Origin of the sequence: Lentzea indica (assembly GCF_012184385.1) — a bacterium.
Lineage (GTDB): Bacteria > Actinomycetota > Actinomycetes > Mycobacteriales > Pseudonocardiaceae > Lentzea > Lentzea indica.
On record NZ_VSRL01000010.1, the window covers coordinates 38,956 to 62,870 of the forward strand.

The 23,915-nt window shown below is 69.1% G+C and carries 8 protein-coding genes and 1 pseudogene; 5 read left to right on the forward strand and 4 right to left on the reverse strand.

Annotation, left to right across the window (positions count from 1 at the left end; genetic code table 11):
- Positions 1-67: 67 nt before the first annotated feature.
- The 4 genes and pseudogenes from FXN61_RS04745 to FXN61_RS04790 form a co-directional block, all read left to right on the forward strand.
- Positions 68-3,973 (forward strand): annotated as a pseudogene (locus FXN61_RS04745) (type I polyketide synthase); the annotation flags it as partial.
- A complete protein-coding gene (locus FXN61_RS51520; RefSeq protein ID WP_312877547.1) occupies positions 3,970-16,035 on the forward strand; it encodes a type I polyketide synthase in 12,066 nt (4,021 codons plus the stop codon). The pseudogene FXN61_RS04745 and the gene FXN61_RS51520, both read left to right, overlap by 4 nt.
- Complete coding sequence (locus FXN61_RS04785; RefSeq protein ID WP_188134682.1) at positions 15,983-16,624, forward strand: thiaminase II/PqqC family protein; 642 nt, start codon at positions 15,983-15,985, stop codon at positions 16,622-16,624. Before FXN61_RS51520 ends, FXN61_RS04785 begins: the two co-directional genes overlap by 53 nt.
- 65 nt (positions 16,625-16,689) lie before the next feature.
- Positions 16,690-16,986, forward strand: a complete 297-nt coding sequence (locus FXN61_RS04790; RefSeq protein WP_167970597.1) for a YiaA/YiaB family inner membrane protein — start codon at positions 16,690-16,692, stop codon at positions 16,984-16,986.
- A 56-nt stretch (positions 16,987-17,042) separates the two neighbouring features.
- Here the strand turns inward: FXN61_RS04790 and FXN61_RS04795 are convergent, their stop codons facing one another.
- On the reverse strand, positions 17,043-18,524 hold the full coding sequence (locus tag FXN61_RS04795; protein WP_167970599.1) for a chitinase: 1,482 nt from the start codon (positions 18,522-18,524) through the stop codon (positions 17,043-17,045).
- Positions 18,525-18,620: 96 nt separating this feature from the next.
- Between FXN61_RS04795 and FXN61_RS04800 the strand changes: the two genes are divergently transcribed.
- Positions 18,621-19,385 carry an alpha/beta fold hydrolase gene (locus tag FXN61_RS04800; RefSeq protein WP_167970601.1) on the forward strand — a complete coding sequence of 255 codons (765 nt, stop codon included), beginning with the start codon at positions 18,621-18,623 and terminating at the stop codon, positions 19,383-19,385.
- On the opposite strand, the gene FXN61_RS04805 is transcribed toward FXN61_RS04800, so the two are convergent.
- The 3 genes from FXN61_RS04805 to FXN61_RS04815 are packed head-to-tail and all read right to left on the reverse strand — an operon-like array spanning position 19,375 to position 23,909.
- On the reverse strand, positions 19,375-20,205 hold the full coding sequence (locus FXN61_RS04805) for an oxygenase MpaB family protein (RefSeq protein ID WP_167970603.1): 831 nt from the start codon (positions 20,203-20,205) through the stop codon (positions 19,375-19,377). The two genes, FXN61_RS04800 and FXN61_RS04805, sit on opposite strands and share 11 nt — an antisense overlap.
- A gap of 7 nt (positions 20,206-20,212) precedes the next feature.
- Positions 20,213-20,983 carry a DUF6461 domain-containing protein gene (locus FXN61_RS04810; RefSeq protein WP_167970605.1) on the reverse strand — a complete coding sequence of 257 codons (771 nt, stop codon included), beginning with the start codon at positions 20,981-20,983 and terminating at the stop codon, positions 20,213-20,215.
- Between the two features lie 43 nt (positions 20,984-21,026).
- Positions 21,027-23,909, reverse strand: a complete 2,883-nt coding sequence (locus tag FXN61_RS04815; RefSeq protein ID WP_167970607.1) for a CBM35 domain-containing protein — start codon at positions 23,907-23,909, stop codon at positions 21,027-21,029.
- Between the last annotated feature and the right edge of the window lie 6 nt (positions 23,910-23,915).

Consider the following 23,915-nt stretch of genomic DNA (forward strand, 5'->3'; position numbering starts at 1 on the left):
GAGGCGAGTCACGGTCGAGTTGCGCCGGGCTCGTGAACGCGTCCTCGAACTGGAGCAGAAGCACAGCGAGCCCATCGCGATCGTGGGCATGTCGTGCCGCTTCCCCGGCGGGGTGGTCACTCCCGAGCAGCTGTGGGACGTCGTGTCGTCGGAACGGGACGTGGTCTCCTCGTTTCCGACGGACCGCGGCTGGGACCTGTCGTCGTTGCGCGCCGGTGCCTCCTTGGCTCAGGAGGGCGGGTTCCTGTCGGACCTGGCTGGTTTCGACGCCGACTTCTTCGGCATCTCGCCGCGCGAGGCGCTCGGCATGGACCCGCAGCAGCGCATGATGCTGGAGCTCACGTGGGAGGCGCTGGAGCGCGCAGGCTTCGATCCCACGGCGTTGCGGGGTTCGCAGACCGGCGTTTTCGTGGGCACGAACGGCCAGGACTATGCGGATCTGGTGTCGGTGGACGGCGACGGGCACGCCTCCACCGGCCTCATCGCGTCCGTGCTTTCTGGCCGCCTCTCCTACACGTTCGGCTTCGAGGGTCCCGCGGTCTCCGTCGACACGGCCTGCTCCTCGTCGTCCGTCGCCATGCACCTGGCCATGCAGGCTCTGCGCTCCGGTGAATGCTCGCTGGCGCTGACGGGTGGCGTGACGATCATGGCGACGCCGCACGCTTTCGTCGAGTTCACCCTGCAGCGCGGTCTCGCGTCCGACGGACGCTGCAAGGCGTTCTCGGACTCCGCCGACGGTGTCGGGTGGTCTGAGGGTGCGGGCATGCTGGTCCTGGAGCGGCTTTCCGACGCTGTCGCTCACGGCCACCAGGTTCTGGGCCTGCTGCGGGGTTCCGCTGTCAACCAGGACGGCGCCTCGAACGGCCTCACCGCACCGAACGGCCCTTCGCAGCAACGGGTGATCCGTGCTGCCCTCGCCTCCGCCGGCCTGACGCCCTCGGACGTCGACGCCGTGGAGGCCCACGGCACCGGCACGACCCTGGGCGACCCCATCGAGGCCGCCGCTCTGATCGCGACCTACGGCCAGGACCGCGCTGTTCCGCTCTACATCGGCTCCATCAAGTCCAACATCGGTCACACGCAGGCGGCGGCGGGCGTGGCCTCGGTGATCAAAGTCGTGCAGGCGATGCGGCACGGCGTCCTGCCGCGCACCCTGCACGTCACCGAGCCCTCCTCTCACGTCGACTGGACCGCGGGCTCGGTCTCCCTGCTCACGTCCGCCACCCCGTGGCCCTCTGTCGACCGCCCTCGCCGGATCGGCATCTCGTCGTTCGGCGTCTCCGGCACCAACTCCCACCTCATCCTCGAAGCCGCAACCCCCACCCCGGTTTCTGTGGACAACTCGACGCCTGTGGACAACTCGGGCGTTGTCGATCTTTCCCGCGCGGAATCGTCGGTGCCCGGTGAGACGATTGGAAAGGGGACCTCGGTCTCCCCCTGGGGGGTCCAGTCGGAATCGATTCCGTGGCTCGTGTCGGCGAAGTCCGAGGCGGCACTGGATGGACAGCTCGCGCAGCTGGCCGAGGTGAGCGCGGACCCGAGGGACGTCGGGTACTCGCTGTCGTTGCGCACGCTGTTCGACCACCGCGCGGTGGTGCTCGACGGTGCCGAGATCGCGCGCGGAACCGCCACCGGGAAGCCGCTCGCGATGCTGTTCACCGGCCAGGGTTCGCAGCGCCTGGGCATGGGCCGCGAGCTGTACGAGGCGTTCCCCGTGTTCCGCGCGGCGTTCGACGAGGTCGCCCAGCACCTCGACATCCGAAGCGTCATGTGGGGCGACGACAGCGAAGCCCTGAACCAGACCGGCAACGCGCAGCCCGCGATCTTCGCGCTGCAGGTGGCCCTCTACCGCCTGGTCGAGTCGTTCGGCGTCAAGGCCGACCACGTCGCCGGCCATTCGATCGGCGAGATCGCCGCCGCGCACATCGCGGGCGTGTTCAGTCTCGAAGACGCTTGCACGCTGATCTCCGCGCGCGCCGCGCTGATGCAGGCGCTGCCGACCGGCGGCGTGATGATGGCCTTGCAGGCCACCGAAACAGAGGTAGCGCCGCACCTCACCCCCGGCGTGTCCATCGCCGCGATCAACGGCCCGGAATCCCTCGTCATCGCGGGCGTGGAAGAGGAAGCCCGCGCCGTCGTCGCGAAGTTCGAGGGCCGCAAGACCAAGCAGCTGTCCGTCAGTCACGCGTTCCACTCGCCGCTGATGGACCCGATGCTCGACGACTTCCGCGACGCCATCAAGGACCTGACCTTCAGCGCCCCGGCCATCCCCGGCCTGGGCGACGTCGCGAACGCCGAACGCTGGGTCCGCCACGTCCGCGACACGGTCCGCTTCCACGACGCCGTGACCGGACTGGGGGACAAGAGGTTCCTGGAGATCGGTCCGGACGGCGTCCTGTCGGCACTCGTCGACGGCGGCATTCCCGCGCTGCGCAAGGACCGGCCAGAAGCACCCGCCCTGATCACCGCGCTCGCCCGCCTCCATGTGGCAGGCACGGACGTCGACTGGAAGCCGTTCTTCGACGGCGCCACCAGGATCGAGCTGCCGACGTATGCGTTCCAGCGGCAGCGTTTCTGGCCGTCGACCGTGAAGAACGTCGACGCGTCCGGTCTCGGCCTCACCGCGGTCGGTCACCCGTTGCTCGGCGCGGCGGTGGAGCTGGCAGACGGTCAGGGAGTGCTGTTCACCAGCAGGCTGTCCACCGCGACCCAGCCCTGGCTCGCTGACCACGTCGTCGGTGGCCGCGTTCTGTTCCCCGGCACCGCATTCGTCGAGCTGGCGTTGCGCGCGGGCGACGAACTGGGCCTCGACCGTCTCGACGAGCTGACGCTGTCGGCGCCGCTCGTGCTCAACGACCCGGTGCAGCTCCAGGTCGCCGTGGGCGCGCCGGACGGCACTGGACGGCGCTCCATCTCGATGTACTCGCGGCTCGACCCGGACACGCCATGGCTCGAACACTGCACCGGTTTTCTCGGGTCCGGTACGGCCACCACCGACTTCGACGCGTCCGCCTGGCCGCCTACCGGCGCGGAAGTGGTTGCGCTGGACGGGTTCTACGAGCGGTTCGCGGACAACGGGTTCGCGTACGGGCCGTCGTTCCAGGGGCTGCGCGCGGCTTGGAAGCTGGGCGACGACGTCTACGCCGAGGTCGCGGTCGCCGACGAGGCGGATCGCTATGGTCTGCACCCCGCGCTGCTGGACGCCGCCCTGCACGCTGCGGATCTCAGCACGTCCGAGGGTGGCATGCCCTTTGCGTGGCAAGGCGTTTCGCTGCATGCGACCGGCGCATCCGCGCTGCGCGTGCGCATCCGCCCGCAGGGCAAGTCGTTCGCGATCGCGGCGACAGACCCCCACGGCACACCGGTCGTCTCGGTCGATTCCCTTGTCACCCGCCCGATTCCCGCCGGTGACTCCGGGATCTTGCGCGAGGCGTTGTTCCACGTCGACTGGACGCCCATCGCGCTGCCCACCGAGACGGCCTCAGTGGAGGTGGAGCACGTCGTTTCGGACGGCTCCCCGGTCGAAGCCGCGCATGCCCTGACGTCTCGGGTGCTCGCGCGGCTGCAGCAGTGGATCGCGGACGAGCGGCAGGACCGCCTGGTGTTCGTTACGCGCCCCGGCGACCTGGGTGCGGCGGCGGTGTGCGGTCTGGTGAGGTCGGCGCAGATCGAGCACCCCGGCCGTTTCGTGCTGGTGGAGGCGGACGGCGAGGTTCCGGCTGAGGTCTTCGCGCTGGACGAGCCGCAGATCCGGCTTCGTGACGGTGAGGCGTTCGTGCCGCGTCTGGCCCGGCTGGCTCCGGCCGAGAGGTTCTCGTGGCAGGGCAAGGTTCTCATCACCGGCGGTACCGGCGGCCTCGGCCTGATCATCGCGCGACACCTCGTCGCCGCGCACGGCGTCCGCGATCTGCTGCTCGTCTCGCGGCGCGGTGAGGCCGACGTCGCGGAGCTGGAAGCGCTGGTGCGCTCGTGATCGTCGAGGCGTGTGACGTCTCCGACCGCGCCGCTGTCGCTGATCTGCTGGCGCGGCACGAAGTTCGCGCCGTCGTGCACACCGCGGGCGTTCTGGACGATGGCGTCGTCGAGTCGCTGACACCAGACCGCGTCGACACCGTGTTGCGTCCCAAGGTGGATGCCGCATGGCATCTGCACGAGCTGACGTCCGACCTCGACGCCTTCGTCGTGTTCTCCTCGGTCGCGGGCACGATCGGCACGGCAGGCCAGGGCAACTACGCCGCCGCGAACGCGTTCCTCGACGCCTTGATGGAACACCGCCGCGTGAACGGCCTGCCCGGCACGTCGCTGGCGTGGGGCCCGTGGATCGCGGGCATGCTGTCCGGCGCGGACGCGGAACGCCTGGCGCGCACCGGAATCCCCGGCATCACCGTTGAGCAGGGCGTCGAACTCTTCGACGCGGCAACGGGTGCGGGCAACGCCGTGCCGGTGCGCCTCGACCTGCCCGTGCTGCGCGGCCGCGGCGACGTCCCACCGATGCTGCGAGGCCTGATCAAGACCCGTCCACGTCGTGTCGTCGCGGGCTCGGACACCGCCGTCTCGCTGACCGCTCGCCTGGCTGCTCTTGACGAGACCGCGCGCCGGGAAGCGTTGCTGGACCTCGTGCGAGGCCAGGTCGCCGCAGTGCTCGGCCACGCGGGCACCGGCGAGATCGACCCCGGCCGCGCCTTCCAGTCACTCGGCTTCGACTCGCTGACCGCGGTCGAGCTCCGCAACCAGCTCACCGCCTTCACGGGTCTGCGCCTGCCCGCGACCCTGATCTTCGACTACCCGAACGCGGGTGTGCTCGCCGGGTATCTGCGCGACGAACTTTTCGGCTCTGACAAGGTCGTTCCTTCTGCCGAGGTGCGTTCCGCGGTCTCCGACGACCCGATCGTGATCGTCGGCATGGCCTGCCGCTACCCAGGTGGCGTGTCGTCGCCGGAAGACCTGTGGCGCCTGGTCGTCGACGGCGCCGACGCCGTCACCGGCTTCCCGTCCAACCGAGGCTGGGACGTCGACTCGCTCTACCACCCGGATCCCGACCACATCGGTACCTCCTACACCCGCTCCGGCGGTTTCCTGCACGACGCACCGCTGTTCGACCCGGCGTTCTTCGGCATGTCCCCGCGCGAAGCGTTGGCGACCGACTCGCAGCAGCGCCTGTTGCTGGAAACTGCCTGGGAGTCCCTGGAACGCGCGGGCATCGACCCGGTCTCGTTGCGGGGCAGCGCGACCGGTGTCTTCGCAGGCGTCATGTACACCGACTACTCGGTCGTGATCAGCGGCAGCGAGTTCGAGGGCTACCAGAGCATGGGCAGCGCCGGCACGTTCGCGTCCGGCCGCGTCTCGTACACCTTCGGCTTCGAGGGCCCGGCCGTCACGGTCGACACCGCCTGCTCTTCTTCTTTGGTCGCACTGCACCTCGCCGCCCAGGCCCTGCGCAACGGCGAGTGCTCCCTGGCACTGGCCGGCGGCGTGACGGTGATGTCGACGCCGTCCACGTTCGTCGAGTTCTCCCGCCAGCGCGGCCTTTCCGCGGACGGCCGCTGCAAGTCCTTCGCCGAGTCGGCCGACGGCGTGGGCTGGTCCGAGGGCGTCGGCCTCCTGGTCCTCGAACGCCAGTCGGACGCCCTCCGCAACGGCCACACCATCTTGGCCGTCGTGCGCGGCTCCGCGATCAACCAGGACGGCGCCTCCAACGGCCTCACCGCCCCGAACGGTCCCTCCCAGCAACGCGTGATCCGTTCCGCCCTCGCCTCCGCGGGCCTGTCGGTTTCCGACGTCGACGTGGTCGAAGCCCACGGCACCGGAACGACCTTGGGCGACCCGATCGAGGCCCAGGCCCTGCTCGCGACGTACGGCCAGGACCGCTCCGAACCGCTGCTGCTCGGCTCCATCAAGTCGAACATCGGCCACTCCCAGGCCGCCGCCGGTGTCGCGTCGGTGATCAAGATGGTGCAGGCGCTGCACCACGGCGTCCTGCCGCGCACCCTGCACGTCACCGAGCCGTCGTCCCACGTCGACTGGGAGACCGGTGCCGTCGAGCTGCTGACCTCAACGCGTCAGTGGCCAGGCGTCTCACGCCCACGTCGCGCTGGTGTGTCGTCGTTCGGGGTGTCCGGCACGAACGCCCACGTGATCCTTGAGGCTCCGGAATTGTCAGACCTGCCTGAGATGATTGGGATGGGGACCTCGGTCTCCCCCGGAGGGGGCCCAAACAGGATCGATACAGCGGGATCGGTCCCGGCCGAGGGTGTGCCGTGGCTGGTATCGGCGAAGTCCGCGGAGGCGCTCGAAGCCCAGGTCGGCCGGATCAGGAACGTGGACGCGGACCCGGTCGACGTCGGGTTCACGCTGGCGGCGCGGGCGGCGTTCGACAACCGCGCGGTGGTCATCGGGGACGATGTGGTCACCGGGCAGGTCACGGCCGCGGGCAAGACGGTGTTCGTGTTCCCCGGCCAAGGTTCGCAGTGGGTTGGCATGGGCCGCGAACTGCTCGCCACCAACGAGGTGTTCGCGCGCCGGATCGCGGAGTGCGACGCGGCGCTGCGGCCGTTCGTGAGCTGGTCGCTGATCGAGGTGCTCACCGACGAGCTGCCGCTGGACCAGGTCGATGTCGTGCAGCCGGTGCTGTGGGCGGTCATGGTGTCGCTGGCCGAGGTGTGGCGCTCGTACGGCGTCGAGCCGCAGGCGGTCGTCGGCCACTCGCAGGGTGAGATCGCGGCGGCCGTGGTCGCCGGGGCGTTGAGCCTCGAGGACGGGGCACGCGTGGTGGCGCTGCGATCGCAGGCCGTCGACGAGGCGTTGTCGCGGCAGGGCGGCATGTTGTCGGTGTCGTTGCCCGTGGACGAGGTGCGGCCGTGGATCGCGCGCTTCGAAGACAGGGTCGCCGTCGCTGCCGTCAACGGGCCGAGGGCGACGGTCGTCGCGGGTGAGGTTGAAGCGCTCGCGGAGATTGTGCTGGAGTGCGAAACGCAGAGCGTCAGGGCGCGGATGATCGCGGTCGACTACGCGTCGCACACCCCGCAGGTCGAAGCGATTCGCGGGCGGGTGCTCGACGACCTCGCCGGCATCGAGCCGCGGACCAGCGTGATTCCGTTGTACTCCACGGTGACCGGCGAGCCGATCGACACCGAGATCATGGACGCCGGCTACTGGTTCACGAACCTGCGACAGACCGTCGAGTTCCAGAACGCCACGAGCGCTCTGCTGCGCGACGGGTTCCGCTTCTTCGTCGAGCCCAGTGCGCACCCGGTGCTGACGTTCGGCGTCGAGCAGACCGTCGAGTCGCACGACACCGAAGCTGTGGTGCTTGGAACGTTGCGGCGCAACGAAGGCGGGCGCAGGCAGCTGCTCACGGCGCTCGCTCAGGCCCATGTCGGCGGTCTGAACGTCAAGTGGGACTTCCGCGGTGGCAAGCTGATCGACCTGCCCACCTACGCGTTCCAGCGGCAGCGGTTCTGGCCCGCCGGGCAGGTCAGGGCCGGCGATCCGTCCGGGCTGGGGCTCAGCGCGGTCGAGCACCCGTTGCTCGGCGCGGCGGTCAGCGTCGCGGGCGGCGAGGACGTGCTGTTCACGTCGAGGTTGTCGGCGCGCTCCCGGCCGTGGCTCGCGGATCACGCTGTCAGCGGCACGGTTCTGTTGCCCGGCACGGCGTTCGTGGAGCTCGCGGTCAAGGCCGGTGACGAGGTGGGCTGCGAGAAGCTCGATGAGCTCACGATCTCCGCGCCGCTGGTGCTCGACGGATCCGTGCAGCTGCAGGTCGCCGTCCGGGCAGAGGACGCGAGCGGGCGCCGTCCGGTCGTGATCTACTCGCGCACCGACGACGACGCGCCGTGGACCGAGCACGCGTCCGGCACCCTGTCGACCGGCAGCGCTGCCAGCGCCTTCGACGCGACCGCGTGGCCACCGAGCGCGGAAAGCGTTGACGTTGAAGGAGCTTACGAGCGGTTCGCGGACATGGGCTTCGAATACGGGCCTGCGTTCCAGGGACTGCGTGCGGTGTGGCGCGATGGAGACGACGTCTACGCCGAGGTCACGACGTCCCAGGACACCGCGGGCTTCGGCCTGCACCCGGCGTTGCTCGACTCCGCCCTGCACGCCGCGTTGCTCGCGAAGGACGGCGCCGGGCTGCCGTTCTCGTGGGAAGGCGTGTCCCTGCATGCCACCGGAGCCACGGAGCTGCGGGTTCGGTTGCGCTCCAACGGTGATGCGATGGAGATCGCGCTCGCCGACACCACCGGACAGCCGGTCGCCACGGTCGAATCGCTCGTCGTGCGGCCCGTTGCGTTGCCGCGGAACGAGGTTGACCGCGATTCGCTGTTCCGGATCGAGTGGACGCCCGTCGCGCTGCCGTCCGACGCGGCCGAGGGCGTCGTTGTCGAGCACGTCGTGGGAGACGGCAACGTCATCGAGTCGGTGCGTGCACTGACGACGCGGGTGCTCGCCAAGCTGCAGGAGTGGATCTCAACAGGACGTACCGAGCGGCTGGCTTTCGTGACCCGCGAAGGGGATCTGGCCGGGCAGGCGGTGTGGGGCCTCGTGCGGTCGGCGCAGACCGAGCACCCCGGCCGGTTCGTGCTGGCCGACATCGACGACGACGCCGTGCTGCCGCAGGCGCTTGCCGTGGGCGAACCGCAGGTGCGCGTCAGGCAGGGACAGCTCCTGGTGCCGCGTCTGGCCCGTGCCGCAGCGGTGCAGGAAGTCACCTGGGAAAGCCCGGTACTGATCACCGGTGCGGGTGGGCTCGGTGGCGTGATCGCGCAGCACCTCGTGGCCGAGCACGGCGTCACGGAGCTGATCCTCGCCAGCAGGAGCGGCCAGAAACCCGACTGGGAGGTGGACGCGACCGTCAAGGTCGTCAAGTGCGATGTCAGTGATCGCAAGGCACTCCAGCGGTTGCTGAAGAAGCACACCATGAAGTCGGTCGTGCACACCGCCGGTGTGCTGGACGATGGCGTGATCGAGTCGCTGACGCCGGAGCAGTTCGACACCGTGCTGCGACCCAAGGTCGATGCCGCGTGGCACCTGCACGAGCTGTTGCCAGACGCCAGGATGGTGTTCTTCTCTTCCGCCGCAGGCATTCTCGGCGGTGCCGGCCAAGGCAACTACGCGGCGGGCAACGCGTTCCTCGACGCGCTCGCCGAACATCAGGGAAACGCCGTCTCACTGGCGTGGGGCACGTGGGAGGCCACGGTCGGCCTCACTGGTTCGCTCACCGACGCCGACCGGGAACGCCTGGTGCGCGCCGGCATGCCGCCGATCACACCGTTGCAAGGCACCGCGCTGTTCGACGCGGCGCTCGCGACCGGTGAGGCGGTGCTGCTGCCCGCTCGCCTCGACCTCGCGACGTTGCGAGCGCAAGGTGACGTTCCTTCGTTGCTGCGCGGCCTGATCCGGACCCGCGCGCGCCGCGCCGTCGCAGGCTCGGAAGCGGCGACCGGCCTGGCTGCGACACTGCGTCCGCTGGGTGACACCGAACGCCTCGACGCACTGCTCGACCTGATCCGCGCACAGGTCAGCGCAGTGCTGGCGCTGGAGAGCTTCGACGCCGGACGTGCGTTCCGCGACCTCGGGTTCGACTCGCTCACCGCCGTCGACCTGCGCAACCGCCTCACCGCGGTGACCGGACTGCGGCTGCCGGCGACACTCGTGTTCGACTACCCGACCGCGCACGTGCTGGCGACGTTCCTGCGTGATGAGCTGTTCGGGGCGGACGGCGGCGACGCCGTTGCCACGCGGACTGTTTCGGACGACGACCCGATCGTTGTCGTGGGCATGGCCTGCCGGTTCCCCGGTGGGGTCACGACGCCAGAGGAACTGTGGCAGCTCGTGCTGGACGGCACGGACGCGATCTCCGAGTTCCCGTCCGACCGCGGCTGGGACCTCGGCACCTTGTTCTCCGGCAACGACATCGGCACCTCGGCGACGCGTCTCGGTGGGTTCCTGCACGACGCGGGCGAGTTCGATCCGGCCTTCTTCGGCATGTCGCCACGCGAGGCTTTGGCCACGGACTCGCAGCAGCGCCTGTTGCTGGAGACCGCGTGGGAGGCGTTCGAACGCGCCGGGATCGACCCGGTTTCGTTGCGGGGCAGCGACACCGGTGTGTTCGCGGGCGTCATGTACAACGACTACGCGCAGCTGCTCGGCGGTGAGTTCGAGGGCCACCACGGGACCGGTTCGTCGCCATCCGTCGCGTCTGGCCGAGTGTCCTATGTGCTCGGTCTGGAAGGTCCTGCCGTCACGATCGACACGGCCTGCTCCTCGTCGCTCGTCGCGATGCACCTCGCCGCACAGTCGCTGCGGACGGGGGAGTCGTCGCTGGCTCTCGCCGGCGGTGTCGCGGTGATGTCGACTCCCGCGACGTTCATCGAGATCTCCCGGCAGCGTGGTGTGTCGTCGGACGGCAGGTGCAAGGCGTTCTCCGAGGGCGCCGACGGAACCGGTTTTTCCGAGGGCGTCGGTCTGGTCGTGCTGGAACGGCAATCGGACGCCGTGCGCAACGGCCACAACGTCCTCGCGGTCCTGAAGGGCACCGCGGTCAACCAGGACGGCGCCTCGAACGGCCTGACCGCGCCGAACGGCCCTTCGCAACAGCGGGTCATCCGCGCTGCTCTCGCATCGGCCGGCCTAGCGCCAACGGATGTCGATGCCGTGGAGGCACACGGCACGGGCACGTCGCTGGGCGACCCGATCGAGGCCCAGGCGCTGCTCGCCGTCTACGGACAGGAACGCGACGAGCCCCTCTACCTGGGCTCGATCAAGTCGAACATCGGCCACACCCAGTCGGCCGCCGGTGTCGCGGGCGTCATCAAGATGATCATGGCGCTGCAGAACGGCGTCCTGCCGCAGACGTTGCACGTGTCCGCGCCGTCCTCGCACATCGAATGGGACGCGGGCGCGGTCGAACTGCTCACCTCGTCCCGCGACTGGCCCTCCGTCTCCCGCCCGCGCCGCGCCGGCGTGTCCTCGTTCGGTATCAGCGGCACCAATGCCCACGTCATCCTCGAGGCCCCGAAACTGTCAGACCTGCCTGAGATGATTGGGATGGGGACCTCGGTCTCCCCCGGAGGGGGCCCAAACGGGATCGATGCAGCCGGGATCGATGCAGCGGGCTCGATCCCGTTGGCGGTGTCGGCGAAGTCGGCGGCGTCGCTGCGGGCCCAGGTCGAGCGGATCAAGGCGCTGGTGGACGGTGGTCAGGATCCGATGGACGTCGGGTTCTCGCTGGCCGCGCGGAGCCGGTTCGAGCACCGTGCCGTGATCGTCGGCGACGAGGTCGTCGAAGGGCACGCGGTGGAGGCCGGGCCAGGACCAGTGTTCGTGTTCCCCGGCCAGGGCAGTCAGTGGCACGGCATGGCGGTCGAGCTGCTGGACGAGGACGAGACGTTCGCGCGGTGGATGGCCGAGGCCGACAGGGCCATCGCGGACCACGTCGGCTGGTCGGTGATCGAAGTCCTGCGCGGCGAGGCCGAGCTGCTGGACCGCATCGAGATCCTGCAGCCCGCGCTGTTCGCGATCATGATCTCGCTCGCCCAGACGTGGCGCGAGAACGGTGTCGAGCCCGCGGCGGTCGTCGGTCATTCCCAAGGCGAGATCGCCGCCGCGTACATCGCGGGCGCCCTCACCCTGGAGCAAGCCGCGCGGATCGTGGTCAAGCGGTCCCAGCTGTTCGCGGACGAGCTCGTCGGCAACGGCGCCGTCGCCAGCATCGCCCTGCCCGCAACCGAAGTCGAGAAGCTGCTGCCGGAGGAGCTGGCGATCGCGGGCGTCAACAGCCCGCACGCCTGCACGGTCGCCGGAGCGGTTCCGGCGCTGGAGAAGTTCGTCGCGAGCTGTGTCGCCAAGGACATCCGTGCCCGCGTGATCGGGTCCACGGTCGCGTCGCACTGCGCGCAGGTCGACCGGCTCCGCGACCAGATCCTCGACCTGTTCGCGGACATCACGCCGCAGACCGGCAGCGTGCTGTTCTACTCGACCGTCACCGCCGAGCGGATGGACACCGCGGGCCTCGACGCCGAGTACTGGTTCCAGAACGCCCGTCGGCCCGTGAGCTTCGCCGCAGTCGTGGAAAAGCTCGTGCGGGACGGCCATCGCGTGCTGATCGAGTCGAGCGCGCATCCCGTGCTGATGCTGCCTGCGCAGCAGACCGCCGAGGCTGTCGGCACCGAGATCGTCGCGATCGGCTCGCTCCGCCGGGACCAGGGTGACAAGCGGCGGCTCACGACTTCGCTGGCCGAGGCGTGGGTCGCGGGTCTCGATGTCCGGTGGCAGTACGCCGGTGGCAAGGGCACGCTGCTGCCCACGTATCCGTTCGACCATCAGAGGTTCTGGCCGGAGCCGCTGGTCAAGGACACCTCAGACCCGGTGGACGCGGAGTTCTGGGAGCTCGTCGACAACGGAGGCCTCGAGGACATCGGCGTCGAGCGGGGCGTCGCGCAGACGCTCGCGCAATGGCGCAACCGCCGCAGGTCTGAATCCACAATGGACACCTGGCGGTACCGCGACCAGTGGACCCCGGTCACCGTCACGGGCTCGCCCACCGGCACGTGGCTCGTGGTCACGTCCGGGGCCGAAGCTCAGGACGTGATCAACGCTCTGGACGCCGCGCACCTCGATGTCGACGAGCGGATCAGCCGGGCAGACCTCGTCGAGCGACTGCCTGAGACTGTCGGCGGCGTCATCGCGATGACCGGCCTGCAGGCGACGATCACCCTGGTCCAGGCACTGGCCGAAGCCGGTGTGAACGCACCGATCTGGGCCGTCACGCGCAACGCTGTCGCAGTCGGCGCAGAGGAGGTCGACCCGGCGCAGACCGCGATCTGGGGCCTGGGCCGCGTCGCCGCACTCGACCTGCCGCGCCGCTGGGGTGGTCTGATCGACCTGCCGCCGAGGCTGGAAGGCAAGGCCGCGCAACGGTTCGCGGCGGTGCTGACCGGTTCCGAGGACCAGGTCGCCATCCGGGACAACGGTGTGTTCGCGCGCCGTCTCGTCCGGACGAACGCCCACCACAGCCCGGAGTTCCAGGCGTCCGGCACGGTGTTGATCACCGGCGGTACGGGTGCGCTCGGTGGCCACGTCGCGCGCTGGATGGCCGAGGCGGGCGCCGAGCACCTGGTGCTCACCAGCCGCCGGGGCCTCGACGCACCCGGTGCCGCAGAACTGAAGGCAGAGCTGGAAAAGACCACACGTGTCACGATCGCGGCCTGCGACGCCGCAGACCGTGATGCGCTGGAAAGCCTGCTCGACCGCATCGACGACCTCACGACCGTCGTGCACGCGGCGGGCATCGGCACCGGTGACGCCCCGATCGACGAGCTGCGCTACTCCGATGTCACGGCGTTGCTCGACACGAAGATCACCGCGGCTCGGCACCTGCACGAGCTGGCACCACAAGCGCGTTTCATCCTGTTCTCGTCGGGTGCGGCGAGCTGGGGCAGCGGCGGCCAGCCCGCTTACGGCGCGGCCAACGCCTACCTCGACGGACTCGCGCACCTGCGCCGCTCGCAGGGTCTGCAGGCGACCTCGATCGCGTGGGGTGCGTGGGCGGAGGCCGGCATGGCGGCCGACCACGGCATGTATGAGACGCTCAACAGGATCGGCATCGGCTCGATGCCGCCGGAGCTCGCGATGAAGGTGCTGCGCCAGGCCGTCGCCGACGACCAGACGCAGCTCACCGTCACCAACATCGACTGGGCGAAGTTCGCGCCGAGCTTCACCGCCGAACGCCCGAGCCCGTTGCTCACCGGCATTCCCGAAGTCCGCGCTGCGCTCGCCTCCGACGAGGTCGTCGAGGAGTCGGAGCTCAAGCAACGGCTGGTGAAGCTCACCGAAGCCGAACGCGACCGCGCGCTGCTCGACCTGGTTCGCGCCGAGGCCGCGAAGACGTTGGGCTACGCGGAAAGCGACCAGGTGCCGGTCGGCAGGGCGTTCCGGGAACTGGGTTTCGACTCGGTCACCGCCGTCGAGATGCGCAACCGCCTCAAGACCGCGACCGGGCTCGCGCTGCCCGCGACGCTCGTCTTCGATCACCCGACCGCGACGACGCTCGCGCGGCACCTGCGGGACGAACTGTTCGGCGGCGCGCAACAGATCGAGGTCCGCGCGGCCACGATCGCCACCGACGACCCGATCGCGATCGTCGGCATCGGCTGCCGCTACCCCGGTGGCGTGACGACGCCGGAAGCGTTGTGGGACCTGGTGTTCGAGGGGCGTGACGTGATCTCCCGGTTCCCGGCGGACCGCGGCTGGGACTTGGAGCGGCTCGCCAGCTCGACGTTCGAGGGCGGCTTCCTCGACGCCGTCGCCGACTTCGACGCGGGCTTCTTCGGCATCTCGCCGCGCGAGGCCGTCGTGATGGACCCGCAGCAGCGCCTGCTGCTCGAAACCTCCTGGGAGGCCCTGGAACGCGCGGGCATCGACCCGACGTCGTTGAAGGGCAGCCTGACCGGCGTCTTCGTCGGCACCACCGGCCAGGACTACGAGTCGCTGCTCAACCGCTCGCTGGAGGAGACCGGTCCGTACGCGACGACCGCGTTCTCGGCCAGCGTGTTGTCCGGCCGCATCTCCTACCTGCTCGGGCTCGAAGGTCCGGCGGTCACCATCGACACGGCCTGCTCGTCGTCGCTCGTCGCCATGCACTGGGCCGCGCATGCCTTGCGCAACGGCGAGTGCGACCTGGCTCTGGCCGGCGGCGTCGCGGTCATGACCACGCCGAACGCCTACTCGGCGTTCACGGCGGCCGGTGGGCTCGCCCCGGACGGGCGCTGCAAGGCGTTCGCCGAGGCCGCTGACGGCACCGGCTGGTCAGAAGGTGCCGGTGTCGTGCTGCTGGAACGGCTGTCGGACGCGCGTCGAAACGGCCACGAGGTGCTCGCGATCTTGCGCGGCTCCGCGATCAACCAGGACGGCGCGTCGAACGGCCTGACCGCGCCCAATGGCCCGTCGCAGCAGCGTGTGATCCGGCAAGCGCTTGCGAACGCCGGGCTGTCACCGTCCGAAGTGGACGCGGTGGAGGCGCACGGCACTGGCACCACGCTGGGTGACCCGATCGAGGCGCAGGCTGTGCTCGCGACGTACGGGCAGGACAGGGAAACGCCGCTGCTGCTCGGCTCCATCAAGTCGAACCTCGGGCACCCGCAGTCCGCGGGCGGTGTCGCGGGTGTGATCAAGATGGTGCAGGCGTTGCGGCACGGTGTGCTGCCGCAGACCCTGCACGTCGACGCTCCTTCGTCGAACGTGGAATGGCAGACCGGCAACGTCGAGCTGCTCACCTCGCGTCGCGACTGGCCCGTCAACGACCATCCGCGCCGCGCCGGTGTCTCGTCGTTCGGTGTCTCCGGCACGAACGCGCACGTGATCATCGAGGAAGCGCCGCCGTTCGCAGTTGCCGATCCCGAGGTCACGGCTACCGCCGCGGTGGTGCCGCTGGTGGTGTCGGGACGGTCCGAGGAGGCGCTGGCTGATCAGCTTGTGCGCCTTGGTGACGTTGATGCTTCCCAGCTCGATCTCGCCTACTCGCTGGCCGTGTCGCGCAGTTCGTTCGAGCACCGGGTGGTGCTTGTGGACGGCGTCAAGATCGCCAGGGGAGAGGTGGCCGAACGTGACCTGGCGTTGCTGTTCACCGGGCAGGGCTCGCAGCGGCTCGGCATGGGCCGGGACCTGTACGAGCGGTTCCCGGTGTTCGCGGACGCGCTCGACGCCGTGCTCGCGCACCTCGACCCCGCGCTCCGGTCGATCATGTGGGGTGAGGACGCGGAGGCGTTGAACCAGACCGGCAACGCCCAACCCGCGATCTTCGCTCTGGAAGTGGCGCTGTACCGGCTGGCGGAGTCGTTCGGGATCAAGGCCGATCGGCTCGCCGGCCATTCGATCGGCGAGATCGCGGCCGCGCACGTCGCCGGTGTGTTCAGCCACGAGGAAACATCGTGCCCGCAGGCACGATGGTGTGGCGAACGATTTCTCCAGTGCGGAAGAATCATGGTCTATGAACGCAAAAGAGCTGGTCACGCGCATCCGGACGGAGCTGCACCCCGGTGAGCACGACAACCTCGTGGTCAAGCTGATCGAAACGGGCCAAGCGCCACGCGCCGTGATCGCGACGTTCGCCGCGGAAGAGAACCACATCGTGTCGTCGGACTGGCGAACATTCCTGGCGCTCGCGGCGAAGGCGGAGGAGCCGAACGCACGGGCGTTCTTCACGTTGCTGGCGGGCGGCGAGGAGCTGGTGCTGCCGATGCTCGAGCCGCTCGCGAACGCCGCGGGCATGTCGTCGAAGGACTTCCACAGCTACGAGCCGTACCCCGGCTGCCAGGCCTACCCGGCGTACCAGGCGTGGATGGCGATGAACGGCGAGCCGACCGACGTGATCCTCGCGATCCTGGCGAACTTCACCGCGTGGGGCGGTTACTGCGCCCGCATGGCCAAGGGGCTGCGCGAGCACTACGGGTTCAGCGACGAAGCGTGCGCGTTCGTGGACTTCTTCGCCACGCCCGCGCCGCAGCTGGAGGAACGGGCGATCGCGGCCGTGCAGGCGGCGCTGGACGCAGGGTGGCAGCCGAAGCACGCGTGGCGCTACGGCCGCCTGCTGCAGGCCTACGAGCTCCAGTTCTGGTCCACGCTGGCCTGAACGTGACCTGGAAATGGGTAGCAGTACTCATGACAGCCCGAGTGTGACGCAGGACTCTCGGGATCATGACTTCTCCCACGCCCACGCACACCCCGACGACCGCTGCCTTCTACGTGCAGGCGGTCCTCTCGTTCGGACTCTCGCTGACCGCCGTCGGTATCGGAGTCGTGTTCCTGCCCGTTGACGGATGGGTGCGCGCGTTCCTCGGAATCGCGATGCTCTACACGGTCACCTCGGCGTTCACGCTGGCCAAGGTGCTCAGGGATCGGCAGGAGGACACCTACATAACAAGCCGGGTGGACAGAGCCCGGCTGGACAAGCTGCTGACCGAACACGACCCCTTCAAGCTCGACGTGCCCTGACGTGAGGTGGCGAGTGGTTGTGGTCGCCGGAACGACCACAACCACTCGCGACTCCCTTACCTGGGCAGGTAGGCCCGGTGGGCCTTGGAGAACTCGTAGTTGTTGAACTTGTCCCAGTTGATCGACCACGTCATGAGGCCGCGCAGGTTCGGGTACACGCCCTTCGGCTTGTAGCTGCCGCAGCTCGTGCCCTTCGTCAGGCAGTTCAACGCGGTGTGGACGTCCGCGACGGACGTGAACCCGTTGCCGGCCGGAACCGCGGCCGGCAGGCCGATCGCGACCTGTTCCTGCCGCAACGGCGCGAAGACCTTCGACGTGTCACCGCGCACCGGGAACCCGGCGAGCACCATGTCGGCCATCGCGATGTGGAAGTCCGAGCCGCCCATGAAGTGGTACTGGTTGTCCAGGCCCATCACCGGTCCCGAGTTGTAGTGCTGAACGTGCAGCAACGTCAGGTCGTTGCGCATCGCCTCGATCACCGGCAGGTACGCGCCGGTGCGGGCGTCGCCGCCGCCCGCGCCGCCGTAGAACTGGTAGCCGACCTGCACGAAGAACGTCTCCGGCGCCATCGTGAGCACGAAGTTCGCGCCGTAGCGGGACTTCAGCGACCGCAGCGCGGAGATCAGGTTCACGACCACCGGCGTGGTCGGGTTCCTGAAGTCGACGTCACCGGAGTTCAACGACAGCGAGTGGCCCTCGAAGTCCACGTCGAGACCGTTCAGGCCGTACTTGTCGATGATCGCGCCGACCGATCGCACGAACGCGTCACGTGCCGCCGTGGTCTCGAGCCGCACCTGGCCGTTCTGACCGCCGATGGAGATCAGCACCTTCTTGCCCTTTTGCTGCTGGGCCCGGATGCCGGCGATGAACTCGGCCTCGGACTCGACGTTCGGACACTCGGCGACCGGGCACTGGCTGAACCGCAGCTCACCGCTCGTCGCGCTGGTTGGCTCGGCGAACGAGAGGTTGATGACGTCCCACTCGTCCGGCACGTCGCGCATGCGGATGTAGCCGGAGCCGTTGGCGAAGCTGGCGTGCAGGTAGCCGACGAGCACCTTGCGCGGGAGGCTGCCCGTCGGTGGCGGGCCAGTCGTTGTTGTCGTTGTCGTGGTTGTGGTGGTGGTCCTCGTGGTCGTGGTCGGCGGGTTGCCTCCGCCCGCACAGGCCGCGCCGTTGATCGTGCAGTTCGCCGGGTCGGCGGTGCCGCCGGCGTTGTAGCCGAACGTGACGCTGGCGCCGGGAGCGACAGAGCCGTTGTACTCGCGGTTGACGAACGCGTAGTGGTTGCCGCTCTTGGTGAGCAGCGAGTCCCAGTAGGCACCGACGGACGTCGACGCGGGGTAGTCGAACTCGACCTTCCAGGAGCTGATGGGCGCGCTGGTCTCGTTCTTGATCGTCACCGTCGCGGTGTACCCGGTGTCCCAGGACTGCTTGGAGAACGTCGCCGTGACTCCGGCGGCGCTGGCAGGGGCGAGGCTCACGATCACGGTGCCGAGCACCAGTGCGGCCACCGCGGATATTCGAGCGAACAACAGCATGGCTGCTCCATCCCTCACGCGTTGGCGGCCGGCAGGGGTCAACCCGAATTGGACTAGACCATCTACCTCCGAGTCAAGGTTCTAGACTGACCAGTCGTGCCCCGTGCTCGTGCCGCCGACGGAACCACCCTCTTCTATTCGGTCGACGGCTCCGGCCCTCCCCTGCTGCTGATCGCGGGCCAGTCGAACTCGTCGCGGTGGTGGACGCAGGTGCGCCCGGAGTTCGCGACGGCGTTCACGACGATCGTCACCGACCACCGCGGGACCGGTTCCAGCGACAAGCCCGACTGCCCGTACAGCACGCCACTCTTCGCGTCGGACTGCATCGCGATCCTCGACGACGCCGGTGTCGGCAAGGCCCACGTCTACGGCACGTCGATGGGCGGCCGGATCGCGCAGTGGATCGCGGCCTCGCACGGCGACCGCGTCGAACGGCTGGTGCTGGGCTGCACCTCCCCCGGCGGGCCGCACGCGATCGAGCGCAGCGCCGAGGTGCGCAGGTCGTTGGCGCAGGTCGATCCGATGAAGGCACGCAAGGCGCTGGAAGACCTGATGTACACGCCGTCGTACCGCGGGCCGTTCAACACGCTCGGCGACCCTCAGATGCCGCCGCACGCCCGCAAGCGGCACCTGTTCGCGAGCGCCGAGCACGACGCGTGGGACGTGCTGCCGTCGATCACCGCGCCGACTCTGGTGGTGCACGGAACCGACGACATCTTCAATCCGACGGCCAACGCTCCGTTGATCACTGAGCGAATTCCCGGCGCGCGGATGCACCTCATCGAGGGCGCGCGGCACGGTTACTTCGAGGAGTTCCGCGAGATCGCGACACCGCTGGTGATGGACTTCCTCAGCCCGTGACCCACCTCAGCCCGCGCATCAACGCGTGGCCCGCGAGCCGCACGCCGGTGGCCTCGGCGATCGGCAGGTAGGGCAGCCGGAGCGGAATCCTCGCCCACACGGGCAGGCTGGCGACGGCGGTGGCGCTGAGGATCGCGTACGGACCCTTCGCGAGCAACGGCAGTGGCGCCTTGAGCAGCAGGAACCTCGCCGCTTCCCTGGCCTCGTGGGTGCCTTTGAGCTCGGGGCGGTAGGAGTGGAGCCGCGCTTGGAGCTCGGCGGTCGTCCGCGGCGGATCCGGGATGCCCATCGCATCCGCGATGACCGCCATGTCGGCGACGTACCCGTCGTAGTCGTCGAGCGGCTTCTCGCCGTACTTCTGGTGGCAGCGCAGGAAGCTGTCGACCTCGGCCACGTGCACCCAGGTCAGCAGGTGCGGGTCGTCGGCGCGGTACTGGCGGCCGTCCGGCGCGGTGCCGTGGATGTGTTCGTGCACGCGACCGAGTCGTGCGATTGCTTTGTGCGCGTCCTTGACCGTGCCGTAGGTGGTGACGCCGACGAAGAGGCTCGTGCGTTGCAACCGGCCCCACGGATCGGTGCGGTAGTCGGAGTGCTGCGCGACCGCGGCCATCGCCAGCGGGTGCAACGACTGCAGCAGCAACGCCCTCAGCCCGCCGATGAACATGGCGTGATCGGCGTGGACGTGCCGGATCGGGCGGTCGTCGGCGAACATGCGCGGGCCGGGCGCCTCGTGGATCCGCCGCGCGTGCTTCTCACGCTCGGGACCCGCGACCCGCTCGAAGAGACTTTCGGTCAGCTGACGCCGCAGTGCCTCCAGCATCCACCCATCATGCGTTCCAGTAGTCGCGTTCCGGAAGACGCAGCCACAGATCGGGCCTGCGGAAAGCGCGGTCGTCCGCGAGCCGCAGCCCCGCGTACGCGCAGCAGAACGCCACCGGCTCGTCCAGGTACAGGTGGGCCAGCAGCACGTCCAGCGCGGTCTCCTGCTCGTCGACGCCGCCGCCGGGATGCAGGTCCCACTCGACGGTCTCACCGTCGCGGTGAACGCTGCCCTGGTTGCCGCTCTTCGGGTTGGCGTACATGCCGTACGCGACAGTGCCTGCCGACAACCGGTCGAGCACGCCCGGCATCGACGCGCTGAAGCCCCACGGCTGCACCAGCACGCACCCGCCAGGCACCGTCGTCACCCCGATCGTGCCTTCGGCATCGTCTCCGAACGGGTCTTCCCACCAGCCCTGAACCTGCTCTTCGGTCACCTCGACGGAGTCCGCTTCCAGCCTGCGCAACGCCGTCTCCGCGTCGACGCCCGCGACGCACGCCAGGCTGAAGCCGTCGTCGTCGGGGAAGCCGCCGAGTGCCGCGACGAGCCGGTCGCGTTCTTCGACGGCGGCACGTTCCTCCGGAGTGAGCACCTCATCCGTCGGGAGAGGGTGCGCGGTCGTGAGGCTGAGGCGGGCAGGCGACCAGCCGTGCATCATCGGGCGCAACGGATCCGCACCGGCGGCGAGCAGTGCCTCGACCTCGTCGAACTGCCTTTCGTGCACGGCGTTCCACAACGCCGTACGGCCTTCGTCCATCGCGTCGATGTCTGTCCCCATGGGAACGGCACCCTACCGAGGCAGGGTGCCGTTCCACGGGGTTTCAGGCGAGCGCGATCTGGTCCAGATCAGGAGCACCGGCGCTGTCGTTGCCGAACCTGATGGTGTTCGCGCCCGCGTTCAGCGTCACCGGGATCTCGGCCACGTACGGGGTGTTGTTGCCGACCCCGTTGAGCTTGACCTCGATCGGCGCACCCCCGTTCACCGTCACGAAGTACGAGCGCGGACCGTTCACCGTGTACTGGATGAACAGCTTGTAGGCACCCGCTGCCGGCACGACGACGTTCGGGAACACGACGGCGGCCTCCGGGCTGCCGCCGATGTTGCGCACCTTCTCCGCGCCCGAGCACGACCCGCAGCCGGTCAGACCCGTGCTGCCGAACTGGTTCGCCGAGTCCTCGGCCTCGCGCACGAACACGCGGTCCGCGGGCCTGGTGCGCACCGGCACCGAACCCGACACCTTGCGATCGGAGCTCAGCAGCTGGAACGACGCGTTCACCGGGATGCTCACCGAGCCCACGTCCTGCCCGGCGGGCGAGGTCGCGGTCCAGGTGCCTTCCAGCAGGCCGGCCAGGCGCATCGACGTGCGCGTGGCAGGTGCGCCGGTCAACGTCCACCCCGTGGGCACCGCGGGTGCCAGCGACACGGAGTCGATCTGGTCGTCGGCGTCGAGGCGCAGCCGTGCGGTGATCTTCACGGACTGCTGACCCGGCGCGACCCATTGCACGCCATGGGGTTCGACGGTCAGCGTCGTCTTCGGCGTGTAGTTCGACGGCGGCAGCCCGCCGACCGAGATCCGGTCCAGGCCGAGCGACTTGCCCGTGCTGAACACCCGCACCGTGTTGCGGCCGGCGTTCAACGGCACCGCGACCGACGTCGGGTCGGGCACGTCCGCGCGATCCGCGGGCACCGCGACGGAAACCGGCGCACCGCCGTTCACCGACACCGAAACACTCGACGCGGAGGCAGACGTCAGGTCGAGCTGCAGACGGTAAGTACCAGCTGTGGCAACGGAAACATCGCGGTACGTCACCGCGTTGCGCTCACCGCCACCGAGCCCGGTCACCTGACGCGTGCCGGAACACGCCTTGCAGAACTCGCTGCGCACCGCACCCGACCGTGACGCGTCCTCCGCCTCCAGCGAACCGTCCCTGACCGACCGCGGATAGCTGTGGCCGACCCGGATCTCGTCGACCTTCAGTTCCTTGAAGTACACCGGAGCCTGCGGCCCGCCCCAGGTGTTGACCACGGTCAGCTTGAGCCACCTGGCGTTCTGCGAGCCGATGTCGATGAACTGCGTGCCACGCGCGGAAGGCAGGGCGCCGGTCCGCACGTGCCACCAGTTCCGGCCGTCGTCGGAAGCGGTGATCTGGTAGTCCTTGATGCGCGAGGAGTCCTCCGGCCTGCCGAACGACACGCGGGCGTGCGTGGGTGACGACTCGCGCTGGTTGATCGCGAGGAACGCGGCCTCCTTGCGCCTGCCGAGGTCCAGCGAGATCGAGACGGGCTGGGCGGCGTTGGCGTCCCAGTAGGTCTCATAGCTGCCGTCGGTCAGGTTCGAGGCGGGGAAACCGGCCTCCGAGGACGTCGCCGACGCCTTGACGCCGGTGTAGAAGCCTTGCTGCCCAGCGGTTTCCACGGTGAACACGGTGTCGTACTCGTCCCACTTCGTGATGCCGTGGATCGTCAGGTGCCCCGCGGACTGCGAGAACCGCATCCGCTCGCCGGTCCGCAGATCGGTGACGCCCGTGACGCGGTAGCCGTTGTCCCGCAACCGGACGAAGTCAGCACGGGGACGAGTCACCACGTGCACGTACTGCTTGCCGGACTGGGGGTTGATGGTGATCACGCCGTGCGCGCCGTCGTTCCAGAACCCCGGCTGCATGCCGCCGTACAGGTATCCGGCGCCCTCGACGCCCTGGATCGACTCGCGGATCGGCGGCACCCACGACGCCATGAAGTTGTTGTACGCCTCCTGCTGCGCCGGCATTTTGCCGTTCACCATGGGCGTTTCCGCCATCAGCGACTTGATCGACGAGCCCGCGTTGGTGATGTACCGGCCGGTGTTCAGGCGCGTGTCCACGGCGTGGTTGCCGCCGTCGTACCACCAGTCGCCGGTGTTGGGGAGCTTGTAGCACGCCTCGGACAGGCGCGGCATCGGCGTGAACGTCGCCGCCGGGTAGTCGTAGGACGGGAACATGCCGGTCTTCTGCTCGTTCGAGACCGTGTCCATGATCGGCGTGTCCTCGTTGTTGTTGCTCAACAACCAGGTGGGCCGGAGCTGCCGGATCTGCTCGTAGAGCTTGTTGCGCTCCCAGTACTCGTTGTCGTTGTCGATCCAGAAGCCGGCGAGGTCGTCGTAGTTCTTCATGACCTCGAAGAAGAGGTCGTAGCTGTACTTGCCGAAGCCCTCGCGCGTCGTGAGGTCGACCTGCTCGCCCTTGTGGTCGGAGTAGGCCTTCGAGTCGAGCATCTGCACGCCCTGCTCGCTGTGCCACTGCGGGTCGTCGGTCATGTAGAGGATGACCTTGACGCCCTTGGCGTTGCCCGCTTTGACGAGCTCACCGAGCAGGTCGCGCTGGGTGGCGCAGCTGCCGGGGATCTTCGACGGCCACGGGCGCGCGTAGCCGAGCCGGGAGTGGAACGTCGCCAGCACGACGTAGGAGGCACCGAGCTTGCGCGCCTCGTCGATCCAGTAGTCGGGCGTCCACCCGCCGGCGGTGACGTCGCGCTCCCACTCGGCGCAGTTGAGGTGTTTCGGGGCGGTGAACATGCCCCAGTGCAGGAAGAGGCCGGCTGTGGACTTGCGCAGCCACTCCTGTCTCGGGTGTTGCACTTCGGCCTGCGCCGGTGCCGACGCGGCCACGGTGATGAGACCAGCGAGCAACGCGGCCACGACGGCCGCGCAGAAACGTCGTAGAGCCATGACCCA

Coding starts and splice junctions, on each gene's coding strand:
- FXN61_RS04790 (WP_167970597.1), top strand. CDS start 16,690: ATGACTTCTCCCACGCCCACGCACACCCCGACGACCGCTGCCTTCTAC.
- FXN61_RS04795 (WP_167970599.1), bottom strand. CDS start 18,524: ATGCTGTTGTTCGCTCGAATATCCGCGGTGGCCGCACTGGTGCTCGGC.
- FXN61_RS04810 (WP_167970605.1), bottom strand. CDS start 20,983: ATGGGGACAGACATCGACGCGATGGACGAAGGCCGTACGGCGTTGTGG.
- FXN61_RS04785 (WP_188134682.1), top strand. CDS start 15,983: ATGAACGCAAAAGAGCTGGTCACGCGCATCCGGACGGAGCTGCACCCC.
- FXN61_RS04805 (WP_167970603.1), bottom strand. CDS start 20,205: ATGCTGGAGGCACTGCGGCGTCAGCTGACCGAAAGTCTCTTCGAGCGG.
- FXN61_RS04815 (WP_167970607.1), bottom strand. CDS start 23,909: ATGGCTCTACGACGTTTCTGCGCGGCCGTCGTGGCCGCGTTGCTCGCT.